This is a genomic window from Hyalangium gracile, from assembly GCF_020103725.1.
Lineage (GTDB): Bacteria > Myxococcota > Myxococcia > Myxococcales > Myxococcaceae > Hyalangium > Hyalangium gracile.
In genome coordinates, this window is the sequence record NZ_JAHXBG010000038.1 from 54,576 (window position 1) to 69,196 (window position 14,621).

The 14,621-nt window shown below is 70.2% G+C and carries 10 protein-coding genes; 7 read left to right on the top strand and 3 right to left on the bottom strand.

The window, feature by feature from the left end:
• Positions 1-77 precede the first annotated feature (77 nt).
• From thiE to thiD, 3 genes are read left to right on the top strand one after another with little or no spacing between them, the layout of a single operon-like run.
• The gene (gene thiE / locus KY572_RS43400; protein WP_224249668.1) at positions 78-752 is read left to right on the top strand and encodes a thiamine phosphate synthase; all 675 of its coding nucleotides are present in this window, start codon (positions 78-80) and stop codon (positions 750-752) included.
• A complete protein-coding gene (locus tag KY572_RS43405; RefSeq protein ID WP_224249669.1) occupies positions 749-1,516 on the top strand; it encodes a gamma-glutamyl-gamma-aminobutyrate hydrolase family protein in 768 nt (255 codons plus the stop codon). Before thiE ends, KY572_RS43405 begins: the two co-directional genes overlap by 4 nt.
• On the top strand, positions 1,513-2,253 hold the full coding sequence (thiD, locus tag KY572_RS43410; protein WP_224249670.1) for a bifunctional hydroxymethylpyrimidine kinase/phosphomethylpyrimidine kinase: 741 nt from the start codon (positions 1,513-1,515) through the stop codon (positions 2,251-2,253). The genes KY572_RS43405 and thiD overlap by 4 nt, the downstream gene beginning before the upstream one ends.
• Before the next feature lie 6 nt (positions 2,254-2,259).
• Here thiD and KY572_RS43415 read toward each other — a convergent pair whose 3' ends face one another.
• Positions 2,260-3,180, bottom strand: a complete 921-nt coding sequence (locus KY572_RS43415; protein WP_224249671.1) for a sigma-70 family RNA polymerase sigma factor — start codon at positions 3,178-3,180, stop codon at positions 2,260-2,262.
• A gap of 111 nt (positions 3,181-3,291) precedes the next feature.
• Between KY572_RS43415 and KY572_RS43420 the strand changes: the two genes are divergently transcribed.
• From KY572_RS43420 to KY572_RS43435, 4 genes are all read left to right on the top strand, one after another.
• Positions 3,292-7,257, top strand: a complete 3,966-nt coding sequence (locus tag KY572_RS43420) for a bifunctional serine/threonine-protein kinase/formylglycine-generating enzyme family protein (protein ID WP_224249672.1) — start codon at positions 3,292-3,294, stop codon at positions 7,255-7,257.
• 218 nt (positions 7,258-7,475) lie between these two features.
• Complete coding sequence (locus tag KY572_RS43425) at positions 7,476-8,402, top strand: ADYC domain-containing protein (RefSeq protein ID WP_224249673.1); 927 nt, start codon at positions 7,476-7,478, stop codon at positions 8,400-8,402.
• Complete coding sequence (locus KY572_RS43430) at positions 8,399-11,731, top strand: CHAT domain-containing tetratricopeptide repeat protein (RefSeq protein WP_224249674.1); 3,333 nt, start codon at positions 8,399-8,401, stop codon at positions 11,729-11,731. The genes KY572_RS43425 and KY572_RS43430 overlap by 4 nt, the downstream gene beginning before the upstream one ends.
• Before the next feature lie 118 nt (positions 11,732-11,849).
• The gene (locus tag KY572_RS43435; protein WP_224249675.1) at positions 11,850-12,602 is read left to right on the top strand and encodes a hypothetical protein; all 753 of its coding nucleotides are present in this window, start codon (positions 11,850-11,852) and stop codon (positions 12,600-12,602) included.
• Between the two features lie 77 nt (positions 12,603-12,679).
• On the opposite strand, the gene dnaB is transcribed toward KY572_RS43435, so the two are convergent.
• Positions 12,680-14,053 carry a replicative DNA helicase gene (gene dnaB / locus KY572_RS43440; RefSeq protein WP_224249676.1) on the bottom strand — a complete coding sequence of 458 codons (1,374 nt, stop codon included), beginning with the start codon at positions 14,051-14,053 and terminating at the stop codon, positions 12,680-12,682.
• Between the two features lie 96 nt (positions 14,054-14,149).
• Positions 14,150-14,593: a 50S ribosomal protein L9 gene (rplI, locus tag KY572_RS43445; protein ID WP_224249677.1), complete on the bottom strand. Its 444-nt coding sequence runs from the start codon at positions 14,591-14,593 to the stop codon at positions 14,150-14,152.
• Positions 14,594-14,621 lie beyond the last annotated feature (28 nt).

Below are 14,621 nucleotides of genomic sequence, written 5' to 3' on the forward strand. Positions count from 1 at the left end.
TCTTGTGAAAAGGGCGCGCCACCTTATAGCAGAGGCGCAGCCTGTCAACGCCGCCGGACCCGCCACACCAGGAGCCGATGAACGCCCCCGCCCGTCCCATCCTTCCCCGAGGCCCCTATCTGCTCTGTGACGATACCGTCCGCCCCGAGCTCCCGCTGGGAGAGAAGGCAGCCCGGCTGCTGTCCGGTGGGGCACGCATCCTCCAGCTTCGGATGAAGCGCACCCCGCCTCGGGAGGCGCTGGCCGCCGCTCGGGAGGTGGTGGCCGCGTGTCGCCGGGCAGGCGCGGTGTGCCTCCTGAACGATCGGGTAGATCTGGCGCTGCTGTCGGGCGCGGACGGGGTGCATGTAGGAGACGAGGACCTCCCCCCGGAGGCGGCGCGGGAGCTGCTGGGCCCCGGGAAGGTGGTGGGCGTGACGGTGCGGAACGCGGCGGGGGCTCGGGCGGCGAAGGAGGCCGGGGCGGACTACGTGGGGGTGGGGCCTGTCTTCGGGACGACGACGAAGCAGGTGCCGGCGCCGGTGCTGGGGTTGGAGGGCTTCGCGGCGGTGGTGCGAGACAGCCCGCTGCCGGTGGTGGGCATTGGCGGGGTGGGGCTGGGGAACATCGCGAAGGTGGCGGAGGCGGGGGCGCACGGGGCGGCGGTGGTGTCGGACGCCCTGCTGGCCGAGGACATTGCCGAGCGGGTGCGTCGCCTGCTTGCCGCGTTTGACACAGGCGTTCGAGGGGCTACCCTCGCGGGCTCTCCATGACTGCTCCTCCGAGACATCACGGCCTGCCGCCGCGGCGGCCCAACATTGGCATCTCCCCGGACTGGACGGGGGTGGGCCCCGACAACCCCTTCGCCCGCTACGAGCTGAAGGTGCCGTACGCGGACGCGGTGTTGCGGGCCGGCGGGCTGCCATTCGTGCTGCCGTACTCGGATGACGCCACGTGCGTGGAGGCCTACCTGGACCGCGTCTCCGGGGTGCTCATCACCGGGGGAGCCTTCGACATTCCGCCCGAGGCCTACGGCGAGACGGCTCGGGAGGGGATGGGGCCGCTGAAGGAGGGCAGGACGGCCTTCGAGACGGCGCTGATGCGCGCGGCGCTCAAGCGCAACATGCCGGTGCTGGCGGTGTGCGGCGGCATGCAGCTGCTGAACGTGGTGCTGGGCGGCACGTTGTACCAGGACATCGGGCGCGAGGTGCCGGAGGCGCGCGAGCACGAGCAGAAGCACGATCGCACGCAGCCGCAGCACCCGGTGGAAGTGCGCGAGGGCACGCTGCTGGCGGAGGGGGTGGGGAAGGGGCAGCTGATGGTGAACTCCACGCACCACCAGGCGGTGAAGAAGCTGGGCAACCAGGTGGTGGCGAGCGCCACGTCTCCTGACGGAGTGGTGGAGGCCATCGAGTCCTCTGCGCACGTCTTCGCGCTGGGGGTGCAGTGGCATCCGGAGTTCATGCTGACGACGCTTCCGGTGCACGGCGGCATCTACAAGGTGTTCGTGCACAAGGCGCGTGACTACCGGCGGTGAGCGCGCCTGCTCGAGTGCTGCTGCTCGCGGGCCATGAGCCCACCGGTCGCGCGGGGCTGCTGGCGGACGCGGCCACGGTGCGGGCGCTGGGAGGGGCTCCGGTGGCGGTGCCCACCGCGCAGACGGCGCAGGGCACCACGACGTTCCTCTGGGAGGCCGCTCCCGCGCGGCTGCTGCGCGCTCAGGTCGCCGCGGCGCGAGAGCTGGGGCCGCTGCACGCGGTGAAGCTCGGTATGGTGCCGGACGCGGTGCGGCTGAAGGCCCTCCGGGAGGCGCTGGAGGGCGTGGACGCCTGGTGGGTGGTGGATCCGGTGGTTCGGAGCTCGCGGGGGCAGCGCCTCTCGCGACTCTCCGCCCGGCACTACCTGTCTCTGGCGGGCCCGCGCGTGGTGCTCACGCCGAACCTGGACGAGGCGGCGTGGCTGCTGGGGCTGCCCGCGGTGAGCACGGTGGAGGAGGCGGCGGAGGCGGGGCGAGCGCTGGTGGCGCATGGCTTCGGCGCGGTGCTGGTGAAGGGCGGCCATCGGGAGCACGGCGCCGTGGATGTGCTGTGCATGCCAGGCCGGACGCGGCAGCTCACCGGGGAGAGGCTGCCGAGACCGCCGGAGCGCCGGGGGACGGGCTGCCGGCTGGCCTCGGCGCTCGCGGTGGAGCTGGGCCGAGGGCGCACGGTGGAGGCCGCCGCGCGCCGGGCCAAGGCTCATGTGGCGCGCTACCTGCGCACGGGCGCGGGGTAGGGCCGCCTACTTCTTCTCCGGCTCGCCATCGACGAGGATCTCGCTGAAGCTCAGGTCGAGCTGGCTCTCGAGCGTGGTGACGAGGCTCTCGAACTCGTTCGAGGACAGGCGGAGGCGCTCCTTGAGGCGGCGCTTCGTGTCCTCATAGACGGCCTGTCGCGCGCCCTTGATCCAGCGCGAGATCGTCGACTGATCCACGCCGAACAGCGGCGCCATCCGGGTCGTCGGGAGCCGATCGACGAAGTGGAGCCGGAGCAGGTGTCGATGCTCGTTCGACAGCGCGTCGAAGGCGTCGCGGACGGCCTGGAGGAACATGGGGCGGTAGCGACGCTTGATGAGATCGAGATCCGCATCCGGATCGGGAGACTGCAGGCTCTCCAGGGCCGCCAGGGCGTTCTCCTCGGAGGTCTCCCGGGTGGGCGGGCCCACTCGGAGCGCCATGCGCGCGGCGATGACACGGATCCAGCTCAGCAGCGCGCCACGGCCCGTGTACTCCGCCAGCCTCGGCCCGGACTCCGGGGTGCCGAGCAGGAGGTGGATGCGGACCAGCTGGCACAAGTCCTCGAGGACGGGGGCGGAGAGCTTGAGGTACGCGATCAGCGCCGGCAGCCTGGCCAGGTACTCGCGCTCCAGGGTCTCGGTGGCTTCCGGCACGTTGTGGACGCAAGCGCATGCCAGGTACAGGTCCTCGAGCGCGAGCTGGCCGAGCTGCTCCGAGAGAGACGACGCTTCGCTGACCTCGGGCAGAAACCTGGCCAGGTGGCGCACGAAGACTTCGGCGGGCAGCGTCACCTGAGGCCACTCGCCTTGGCCCTTCGCCCAGGCGCCGCGGAGCAGAGCCTCGAACTCGGCCATATGGCTCGGCACGTTCAGCCGTGCCGGCGTGTGCTCGAAGAAGGTGATGGCGAGCTTTAGCGGCTCTTCCATGGGTTCCAGCCTACCTCTATCGTCCCGTGTCTTCCGCCCGCCGTACTGGATGAGACTAGGATAGAGCCGCTGGCGTTCCAACCCGATTCGCAGTCTTTCTCGGAGTCGTTGATGGCGCGTCCTTCCGATCAGGCGGAGTCGTCATGTCTGACGGATGAACTCCTGGCTCGACTCATCGACGAACGGCTGGCCGTGGACGAGCTGGCCCGACTCCATCGCCATACCGCGGAGTGCCAGCCCTGCCGCGCCCTCTTCGTGACGGTCGTCCGCGGAGACCTGCGCATGGAGGACGCCGGTCCGGAGCAATTCGCTCCGGCCGAGACGGCCCCTGTGCCACCGGCCGTCGGCTGGACACCCCCCACCGAGTTCGACGAGTTCCAGCTCGAGCGTCTGCTGGGGCGCGGCGCCATGGGCGTCGTCTATCTCGCGCACGATCGCTTCCTGGATCGGCGGGTGGCGGTGAAGTTCATCGCGGCGCAGCAGCCCAGCGCACGGGTCCGCTCGCGCTTCCACAACGAGGCGCGCGCCATCGCCCGGCTGCAGCACCCCAACGTCGTCACCCTGTTTCGCGTGGGCGAGGTGGACGGCCATCCGTATCTCGTCTCCGAGTACCTGGCCGGACAGAGCCTGGCGGGGCTGGCCCTGCCCCTGCCCTGGCGGCGCGTCCTCAGGCTGGGGCGGGGACTGACGCGAGGGCTCGCGGCGGCGCATCGCCAGGGCGTGCTGCACCGGGACCTCAAGCCGTCCAACGTCTTCCTCACGGAGGAGGGCGAGGTCAAGCTGCTCGACTTCGGTCTGGCCGAGCTCGTGGATGAGAGCGCGTCCGCGGGAACGAGCGGGGCTCGCGCCGCCGTGGGCACGCCGCGCTACATGGCGCCCGAGCTCTTTCGTGGAGAGCCGGCGACGCCCCAGAGCGATCTCTACGCTCTCGGCCTCGTGCTCTACGAGCTCTGCACGGGCACGCTTCCTCCACAGCAGGTGCCGGGACCGGCTGGGGCGATGGAGCGACCGGAGCAGGGGAGCACTCCTGCGCTCACGGCCGTCGTGCCGGGCATCGACCTCGACTTCGCGGCGCTCGTGGAGCGGTGCCTCGCCGCCGAGCCGAGCATGCGCTTGGTCTCGGTGGACGCGCTGGGTGCGGAGTTCGAGCGGCTGGGCGGGATTCGCGAGCCGGAAGTCCTCCCCGCCGAGAACCCCTACCGGGGGCTGGCACCCTTCGAAGCCGAGCACCGCTCGCTCTTCTTCGGGCGGGATGGCGAGATCCTCGCCGTCCTGGAGCGGTTGCGCAGCCATCCCGTGGTCCTCGTGGCGGGAGACTCGGGCGTGGGGAAGTCCTCGCTCTGTCGCGCGGGCGTCCTGCCGCGCGTCGAGCAGGGGGCGCTGGGCGAGTATCGCGAGTTCTCCTCGCTGACGCTGTCCCCCGGCCGCCGTCCGCTCGCGAGGCTTGCGGCGGCACTGGCTCCCATCCTGGGGCGCCCGGAGGCCGAGCTGGGGCACTGGCTCACCGAGACGCCGGAGCGCCTCGGGCCCGCCCTGCGAGCCGTCCACCAGGAGGGGCGCGGCCTGCTGCTCTTCCTCGACCAGCTCGAGGAGCTGATCACCTTGAGCGAGCCCGCCCAGGCAGCCCGCTTCGCCCGTCTGCTGGGAGAGCTCGCCCTGCCGGCGGCGGGGGTGCGCGTGCTCCTCGCGGTGCGGGGTGACTTCCTCGCGCGGGTCGGGGCACTGTCGGGCCTGGATGACGTGGTGGAGCAGGCGCTCTACCTGCTCAAGCCCCTCTCTCCGGAGAAGGTGCGCGAGGCCATCATCGGACCCGCTCGCCGCCGGGGCGTGGTCTTCGAGTCGGAGGCCCTGGTCCATACCCTGGTCGAGGCCACGGCGCGGGATGCGGGCAGCCTGCCGCTGCTCCAGTTCGCGCTGGCCGAGCTGTGGGAGCGCCGCGACGCCGCCCGGGGCTGCATCACCCAGGCGGCGCTGGACGAGATGGGCGGCGTGGCTGGCGCGCTCTCCCGTCATGCCGACAGGGTGCTCGCGCAGCTCGGCCAGGCCGAGCAACAGGCCGCGCGTCGCCTGCTCGGGCGCCTCATCACCGCGGAGGGCACTCGCAGTGAGCGCGGCGAGGAGGAGCTCACCGCGGCCTCGGAGGAGGCCCGCACCGCCCTGAGAGCGCTCGTCGAGGGGCGCCTGCTGCATGTGCGCAAGGCGGGGGATCGGGCCAGCTACGAGATCGCCCACGAGGCGCTGATCGCGAGCTGGGGGACGTTGCGGCAGTGGCTCGACGAGGATGCGGGGCAGCGCGCGCTGCGCCAGCGCATCGAGGCCGCCGGGGCCGAGTGGGAGCGCCTCGGGCGCGCCGAGGATCTGCTCTGGCGAGCGCGTCAGCTCGACGAGGCGAGAGCGCTCGACAGCGTCGCGTTGGGAAGCCGAGAGCAGGACTTCCTCCGGGCTTCCCGGCGAGCCGTGCGTCGCCAGTCCCGGCGCCGCTGGATTGCCGCGCTGATCCTCGTGCTCCTCGTGGGGGGCTTCTATGGCGTGCCGCGCCTGAAGCAGCACCAGGAGCTCCGGAGCTTCGTGAGCGCTCGGGTGGCGGAGGCTCGGGACGCGCTCGGCGCGGCGAAGAAGCATGCTCGGCGCGCGAGTGAGGGCCGCCAGGAAGCGATAGCGCTGTTCACGGGCCAGCATCCCGGCGGCTCGGGGGCTGCGCGGGATCCACAGGAACGCTGGCTCCACGCCGAGGAGGTCTGGGGGCAGGCGCTCGAGGAGCTCCGGCAGGCCGAGGCCTCCTATTCGGAGGCGGAGCGAGCCATCGAGGACGCGCTCGAGCGCGCCCGCGATGAAGAGGAGGCAAGACAGCTCCTCATCCAGCTCACCCATGAGCGCATCCTGCTGGCGGAGCGCTTCTATCAGAAGGACGAGCGCACCCGGCTCGTCCAGCGCTTCAGGAGGTTGACCGTCGAGGGCGAGGCGCCGCGCGACGAGATCGACGCCCCCGCGGAGCTCGTCCTGGTGACCGATCCTCCAGGCGCGAGCGTCGAGGTCACCCGCTATGTGGAGAGCAAGGAGGGACTGCAGCGAGTGCCCCTCCCTCGCCCGGAGACTCTCGGTCCGACGCCGCTCGCGTGGCGGAGCGTGACACCGGGCTCCTATCAGCTCCACATCTCGCGGGAGGGGAATGCACCGGTCGAGCTGCCCCTCCTGCTCGAGCGAGGAGAGCAGGAGCGCGTCACCCTCGAGCTCCTCTCGGAGGTGCCCGAGGGCTACGTCTACATCCCGCCCGGCTGCAGCCTCGAGGGGAGCGCGGACGTGGAGGAGCTGCGGACGATGATGGAGAGCGCGCCCCTGCATCCGAGCTGCCTGGAGGAGGGCTATTTCATCGGGCGGTACGAGGTGACGATGGGGGACTGGCTGACGTACCTCGACACCCTGCCCGCGGAAGCGCCCGAGCGCAGCTTCCTGGAGAAGCCGAGCTTCAACGGCGACAGCGCGGTGTCGTTGCGGCGGCTGCCTGACGGCGCCTGGAGCTTCTCCCTCCACCTCGTGAGCGGAGCCGTCCTCACGGCGCGCGCTGGCGAGCCCATCCGCTATCCGGGGCGGAAGGCCCGAGCGGAGCAGGACTGGCGACGCTTCCCCCTCGTGGGCGTCTCCGCGGACGATCTCGCCGGTTATCTCTCCTGGCTCGATCGCACCGGGAGACTGCCGGGCGCTCGCTTGTGCAGCGAGCTGGAGTGGACGCGTGCGGCCAGGGGCGCGGACGATCGCAGGTTCCCCCATGGCAACCGGTTCCAGAAGGACGACGCCAACATCGATGCCACCTACGCCTTCCGGCCCGACGCCTACGGCCCTGACGAGGTGGGCTCCCATCCGGCCTCGGTCAGCCCCTTTGGCCTCGAGGACATGGCCGGCAACGCCTTCGAGATGACCCGGCCCACCCAGGACGGCTTCGGAGAGATCGTCCTTCGAGGAGGCGCCTGGTACTACGGCGAGACAGGCGCCCTGGTGGCCAGTCGACAGGCCAGCACCTCCCGCCTCCGAGATGCCCGGATTGGCGTACGCGTCTGCGCCTCGCTGCCAGCCGAGTGAGGTCCGCGCCGATGGCGAGTGTTTGCATAGCCCGCCTGCACCTCGCCTCTTCTCGTTATGGTGGCGCACTGACTGCATCGCCAGGAACGAGGACGTCCAGGATGAGACACCTTCTGATTCTTTCGTGCATCGTGGTTGCTACAGCAGCCTGGGCGTCCGAGCCCACTCCGACTCCCCAACCCGCCCAGGTGCCCGCGCCCACCCGAGCCAGGGCCGCCGTGAGAGCACCTCCCTGTCAGCCCCAGGCTCCCGAGCGGAAGGTCTGGCCGCAGGGCACGCTGCTGTGGGGGACGGGGCGCAAGGACGAGCAGAGCGAGACGAGCAGCATCCTGGCCTCGGTCGACTTGAGGAGTATGCGGCTCGGGGCGGCAACGGTGAAAGGCGCGCGCCTGGAGGAGGGGAGACTGGTGGCGCCATCGCGCAAACCCGAGGAGCTCGTCGGCGCGGTGCTGCAGGGCCGCTCGAGTGACGGTCAACCCGTGGAGGTGGCGCTGTGCGGAGTGGAGGAGGCCGCGGAGGAGCCCGCCATGCGGTGGTATCGGATCCAGATCTGGAACGCGGAGACCTCGACCTGGGAGAACCCGTGCCTGGCGACCCACCGCGTGCCCTCGCCCCGAGCGTTGGCGGTGCCGGGCGTGTGGGACGAGCAGGGCGCGCGGCATGCGCGGGCCGGGCAGTTCACCTTCGCCTGCGAGAACGGGGTGATCTCCAAGTGCATCGGGTGGGGCTACAAGCCTTGGGGCAAGAAGGCGGGCCAGTCGCTGGAAGAGCTGCATCAGGCCTGCACGCGGATGGCGCGAGCGGACTACTGCGGGAACGGACGCAGCCACACGCGAGAGGACATGCCGATCGACATGTACGACGGGCTGGCGGTGCTGTCGCGGACGAGGGAGGCGGTGGCGGGCTGGGAGCCGGGGCGGGCCTCCTTCGAGGCCGCATGGACGGGCGACGGCGCGTGGTGCCTCTCGCGGACGCGAGATGGGAGCGCGGTGGAGCTCATCCTGGAGGAATGTCCCGCCCGCTTCGAGGCCGCGGAGAAGGACCTGGGGGAGGGTGACCGCTGCCAGGTACTCCGCAAGGGGGCTGGCGCCAGCGCGGTGCTGCTGCGAAATCGCTCGTACGAGAGGAGCGCTCCACGGCCATGAAGAGACGCATTCGGCGAGCCCTGGTGAAGACCGCGTGGCTGCTCCTGAGCTGCGTGGCGTGCGCCACGGTGGACACAGGGGGAGCAGACCCACGCCTGAGCGAGGCGCGGCAGGCCTACGAGCAAGGCCAGCAGCAGCGGGTGGCGGGCCACTACGTGGAGGCGGCGGCGGCGGCCCAGCGCGCGCTGGAGCTCCGGGAGGCCGTGCTCGGGGACAAGCATCCAGACGTAGCCCAGTGCCTCCTGCTGCTCGGGAGCATTCACCTGATGCAGGCGAACTACGCGCGAGCCGAGCCCCTGCTCCAGCGTGCACTCGCGATCCGTGAAGCAGCCTTGGGGCCGCGCCACCGGGACGTCGCCGAGTCGCTCAACGCGCTCGGAACCCTCTCCCTGAAGCAGGGGCATCCCGAGCAGGCCGAGTCGTTGTACCGGCGGGCGCTCGAGATACGGGAGGAGGTGCTGGGCAAGGACCACCCGGAGGTGGCCTCCCTGCTGAACAATCTGGGCAATCTCGCCTTGATGCAGGGCCAGCTCGCCAGGGCCGCGGCGATCCACGAACGAGCGCTCGCCGCGCGGGAGAAGGCCCTCCCCAGGAATCATCCGGACATCGCCTTCTCGCTCAACAACCTCGCCAGCGTCTACATCAAGCAGGGTCAGTACGCGCGCACCGAGCCGCTGTATGAGCGTGCGATCGCGATCAAGGAAGAGACCCGCGGCAAGGACCATCCTGAAGTCGCCCAGTCGCTCAACAACCTCGCCAATGCCTACGTGCACCAGGGAAAGTACCCGCGGGCCGAGTCGCTCTACCGGCGCGCCATCGCGATCTGGACCGCGGCGTTCGGTGAGAAGCACCCCGCCATCGCCGACGCGCTCTACAACCTCTCCAACCTCGCCATCAATCAGGGGCATTACGCACAGGCGGAGCCGCTGCTCCAGCGCACGCTCGCGATTCAGGAAGAGCTCCTGGGCAAGAACCACTCCGAGCTGGTGGATGTGCTCAACGTGCTCTCCCAGCTCGCCACCATGCAAGGGCAGTACGAGCGCGGAGTCCCGTTCTCGCTGCGGGCCATCGAGATCTGTCAGGCGACGCTCGGAGAGCTCGATCCCAAGGTCGCCTATTCGCTGTCTGGCCTGGCCAGCCTCTACGCGGAGCAGGGCAGGTACGCGCAGGCGGAGTCCTTGTATGAGCGGACCGTGGCGGTTCGGGAGCAGGCGCTCGGGAAGGACCATCCGGAGGTCGCCGCGGCGCTCGACAGCCTCGCCAACGTCTACGTGGCGCAGGGGCTCCTCGCCCGAGCCGAGCCGCTGCATCTGCGGGCGCTGGCCATCCGCGAGCAGGAGCTCGGCGGGAATCACCCCAATGTGGCCCGCTCGCTCCACGATCTCGCGATGCTCTATTTCCACCAGGGGCAGTACGCCCGGGCCGAGCCGCTGCATCAGAGGGCGCTGGAGATTCGGGAGGCGATCCTGGGTGGGGCGCATCCGGATGTCGCCGAGTCGCTCCAGGGCATGGCCCTTCTGCGCGTCGCGCAGCGGCGCCTTGCCGACGCGCTGCCGCTCTTCGAGAGAGCCCTCGCCGTCTCGGAGGCGCACCTGCGCCAGGAGGTCTTCGGCTTCTCCGGGCGAGGCCTGGAGAGCTTCCTGCAACTGCTCCGCAGGAGTGAGGAGCAGCTCTATGCGCTCGCCCGGGCTCACCCGGACGATGCACGGGTTCGGCGTCTCGCGCTGACCGCCGCCCTCCTTCGCAAGGGCCGCTCCGTGGAAGAGCTCGCCGGCACCTCCCAGATCGTCTCGCGGAGCCTGGCGCCGGAGGGGCGCGAGGCCTTCGAGCTGTTGCGTGCCTTGCGCACGCGCATCGCGGAGGAGTCGCTCGCGGGGCCGGGCTCGCGTTCGCTCGCCGAGTACCAACAGCAGCTCAAGGAGCTCGTTGGCCGGAGTGATGCCCTCGAGGCCGACCTCGCCCGGCGCTCGGCGCCACTGCGTGCGCATGCCGCGCGGCCAGCTCCCGCCGAGCTCGTGGATCGCGTCGCGGCGACGCTCCCCCAGGACGGCGCGCTCATCGAGTTCGTGGCCTACGATGACCGCCCGATCGTTTCCGGCACTGTGGCCCCGGCCCCGTCGAGCGCGAGCAGGCCGCGCTACCTCGCGCTCCTGCTCTTCGCGGGTGGCCGCACGCATGCCGTCGATCTCGGTCCAGCCGAGGCCCTGGACAGCGTCGCCTCGCGGCTGCATCGCGTGCTGGCGCGTCGCGTGAGCGACTACGCGTCCGCCTCCAAGGCGCTCTACTCGCTGGCCTTCCGTCCCCTGGTGCCGCGGCTCGAGAAGATGAGGCGCTTGTTTCTCTCGACGGACGGGCAGCTCTCACTCGTGCCCTTCGGTGTGCTGCACGATGGCCGCCGCCTGGTCGAGGATGGCTTCGAGCTCTCCTATCTCACCTCGGGAAGAGACCTGCTGCCTCGTTCCGAGGAGGCCGCTTCCGGCGACTCGGTCGTCGTCGTGGCGGACCCCGACTTCGATGCTCCTCCCGCGGTCGGCTCGGGGCTCGCGAAGGCTGTCACCGGCGAGCGCTCGGGGGCGCTGGAGCGCTTCTTCTCCGACATGCGCGCGGCGGGCGGGGACCAGCCATTCCTGCCGCTACCTGGGACTCGCAAGGAGGCGGAGGCCATCCAGCGCATGTTCCCGCGGGCGCAGCTGCTGCTGGGCCGGGAAGCGACGAAGGAGGCGCTGCTGACGCTGCGCACGCCAGGAATCCTCCATGTCGCCACCCACGGCTTCTTCCGGGAGGATGCCCCCGTCACGGCCGGCACTCGCGCCGTGGGGGCCTGCTGCGCGCTCAGCGAGGCGGACAGATCGCCGCGCCTTCCGGATCCCCTGCTGCGCTCGTACCTGGTGCTGGCGGGAGCGCGGGCTTCGGCCACACAGCCTGGCGGAGCTGGCAGGGAGGACTCCCTGGTGACGGCGCTGGAGCTGGCGGGGCTCGATCTGTGGGGCACCCAGCTCGTGGTGCTGTCGGCCTGCGACACGGGCCTGGGTGACATCAAGCGGGGCCAGGGCGTCTACGGCCTGCGCCGCGCATTCGTGATGGCGGGGGCTGAGGCGGTGGTGGCGAGCCTGTGGAGCGTCAATGACGAGACGACGCGGGAGTTCATGGAGGGCTACTACCGCAACCTGTTGGCGGGGCAGGGGCGCATCACGGCGCTGCGCGAGGCCATGCGGACGCTGCGCCGGAAGCACCCGCATCCCTACTTCTGGGCGCCCTTCATCGCCATTGGCCAGGACACACCGCTGCGCGGGCTGACGCCGAGCGCCGAGCGGCCGCCTGCCCCCTGAGCGGCTTCATCCCAGGAAAGTTCCGCCTGGACGGGAAAGAGGAAGCGGCCTGCATAGCTGGCTCGCGGCGCGTCTCCTCCATTTTGCGCACTTCGCGTTTCCTCTCAGGAGATGGCTGATGGTCAGGATGTCGTGGGTCGTTCCCGTGCTGTTCACCCTTCCTCTCTTGGGCTGCGGAGGCATCCAGGAACCGGACGTCCAGGAAGCTGGGCAGGAGAGTCTCGCGCGGGTCGGCGAGGTCCAACAGGCGCTCGTCCGGTCCTGCACGGGTGACCTGGACTGCAACATCTACGCGAATTGCTCCTGCATCAGCGGCACGTGCCAGGGCGGCGAGCCCGAGATCTGCGGCGCCCCCCCGCAGCGCACGTGCACGAGCGGCGCGAACTGTCGCTCGGGCTGCTACTGCTCGGGGGGCTACTGCAAGGATCCCGGGGGCGCCTACACCGACTACTGTGCCAGGCCGCCACCGGATGCGTACGAGGCCGACAACACCGCGCAGACCGCCGCGGCCTACCTGGGCACACCGCAGACCGGCCACACCTTCCATGAGGTGGGAGACGTGGACTGGGTGGTCGTCTACGTTGCTTCCGCCGCGCAGGTGACGTTCGAGACCTACGACATCGGAGGGTCGGACACGGTCATGAAGCTCTACGCCTACAACGCCAGCACTGGTGGCGTGGGGAGCCTCCTGGCCACGAACGACAACAAGTGCGCCTGGGGTTGGCCTTACGACGTGAACTGCCTGGGCTCCAAGATCGTCCGCAGCGTCCCGGCCCAGTCCGCCTTCTTCGTGCGCATCGAGAACAAGTCTACGGGGTCCTTGAACGTGTACAGCCCGGGCCCGCCGAGCTACAGCCTGAGGATCTTCTAGAGGCGCGCAGCCTTCCGAGAGGGGCCCCAGCTCACCCGGGGCCCTTGCTCGGCGGGGCGTGCCGGGCTCGGGCGCCCTTACTGGAAGTCGCCCCGGGCGCGGCTCTCGAAGCGGGTGAACTCCGCGAGGAACACCAGCTCGATCGAGCCCACCGGGCCGTTACGCTGCTTGGCGATGACGAGCTCCACGGGGATGGCGCTGCGGGACTTGGCGGCCTCCTCGCCATCGCCCCCTTCCTCCTCCTCGCGGTGGATGAACATCACCACGTCCGCGTCCTGCTCGATGGAGCCGGACTCGCGCAAGTCGCTGAGCATCGGCTTGCCGCCCTTGCGCTCCTCCACCTTACGGTTGAGCTGGCTCAGGGCGATGATGGGCACCTCCAGCTCCTTGGCCAGCTGCTTGAGCGAGCGGGAGATCTCGCTGACTTCCAGCTGGCGGCTCTCCACCTTGCCCTTCTGGTGCATCAGCTGGAGGTAGTCGATCACGATCAGCGACAGCCGCGGATCCTTCTGCTTGAGCCGCCGCGCCTTGGCGCGCAGGTCGAACGGTGACAGGCCGCCCGTGTCGTCGATGTAGATGGGGGCGTTGTAGAGCTTGCCCGCCATCTCCTGGAACTTCTCCTCGTCGTTCTGGGTGAGCCGGCCGCCGCGCAGCTTCTTCATGTCCACGCGCGCGCTGGAGGCCAGCAGACGCATCAGCAGCTGGTCGGCGGGCATTTCCAGGCTGAAGATGGCCACCGCCTTGGGGTCCTCCTCCAGCGCCGCGTGCATCGCGATGTTCATCGCCAGCGACGTCTTGCCGATGCCGGGGCGCGCCGCGAGGATGATGAGCTCGCCGGCGTGCAGGCCCGTGAGCTGGTTGTCCAGATCGATGTAGCCGGTGGACAGGCCCGTCACGCCCGAGGACGAGGCCTTCATCTTGTCGAGCAGCTCGAGCGTCTGCTCCATCAGCTCGCTGACAGGGCGGAGATCGCCCTCGCGCCGCTTCTCGGCCAGGTTGAAGAGCTTGCGCTCGGACTCGTCGAGCACCACCTCGACGTCGCCCGACTCCTGGCTGGCCATCTCCATGATCTCGCGGCCGACCTTCGCCAGCCGCCGCCGGAGCGCCTGATCCCGGACGATCTGCGCGTACTGCACCGCGTTGTGGGTGAAGGGGACGCCCTGGTCCAGCGTCATCAGGTACGCCGGCCCGCCCACCGCGGCCAGGTTCCCCAGCACCTTCAGCTCCTCCGCGAGCGTCAGGTGGTCCACCTGCCGCTGGGTGGCGTCCAGCTTGAGCATCGCGGCGAAGATCGCGCCGTGCTGCGGGCTGGAGAAGTCGTCGGGGTGGACCACCTCGCCCACGTTGGCGATGAGGGTGTTGTCCGCCAGCACGGCGCCGAGCACCGCACGCTCCGCGGCCAGGTCCTCGAGGACCTTCCGCCCTTCACTACCATCGAGCACGTTCGACATGATGCAGCCCCACTCTACAGGTCGTCCCGCCGGCAAAAAAAGAGGGCCACCGGGTATGCCCGGCGGCCCTCTAGGCTGCTGAGGTAGGAGCCCCCGTTACTCGGGGATGACGTCCACCTTGATCTTCGCCACCACGTCGCGGTGCAGCCGCAGCTCCACCTCGTGGTTGCCCACCGTCTTGATGGGCTCGGGCAGGTGGATGCCGCGGCGGTCCACCTGCTGGCCCTGGGCGGCCAGCGCCTCGGCGATGTCCAGCGCGGTGACGGAGCCGAACAGCTTGTCCTGCTCGCCCACCTTGCGCTTGATGCTCACCTTGACGGAGCCGATCTTCTTGGCCAGCTCCTCGGCGGCGCCCTTCAGCTTGGCGTTGCGCGCGGAGATGACGCCCTTCTCGTGCTCCAGCTGGCGGATGTTCTGCTCGTTGGCGAGCACCGCCTTCTTGCGGGGCAGCAGGTAGTTGCGCCCGAAGCCGTCCTTGACGGTGACGAGCTCCCCGGACTTGCCGAGGCCGTCGATGTCTTCACGAAGAATGACCTTCATGTGCTGTCTCCAGAAGTACCGGACGGGC

Bases quoted from the DNA above. Each gene is read 5' to 3' on its own strand.
- thiE (WP_224249668.1), top strand. From the start codon at position 78: ATGAACGCCCCCGCCCGTCCCATCCTTCCCCGAGGCCCCTATCTGCTC.
- KY572_RS43405 (WP_224249669.1), top strand. From the start codon at position 749: ATGACTGCTCCTCCGAGACATCACGGCCTGCCGCCGCGGCGGCCCAAC.
- KY572_RS43415 (WP_224249671.1), bottom strand. From the start codon at position 3,180: ATGGAAGAGCCGCTAAAGCTCGCCATCACCTTCTTCGAGCACACGCCG.
- KY572_RS43420 (WP_224249672.1), top strand. From the start codon at position 3,292: ATGGCGCGTCCTTCCGATCAGGCGGAGTCGTCATGTCTGACGGATGAA.
- KY572_RS43430 (WP_224249674.1), top strand. From the start codon at position 8,399: ATGAAGAGACGCATTCGGCGAGCCCTGGTGAAGACCGCGTGGCTGCTC.
- KY572_RS43435 (WP_224249675.1), top strand. From the start codon at position 11,850: ATGGTCAGGATGTCGTGGGTCGTTCCCGTGCTGTTCACCCTTCCTCTC.
- dnaB (WP_224249676.1), bottom strand. From the start codon at position 14,053: ATGTCGAACGTGCTCGATGGTAGTGAAGGGCGGAAGGTCCTCGAGGAC.
- rplI (WP_224249677.1), bottom strand. From the start codon at position 14,593: ATGAAGGTCATTCTTCGTGAAGACATCGACGGCCTCGGCAAGTCCGGG.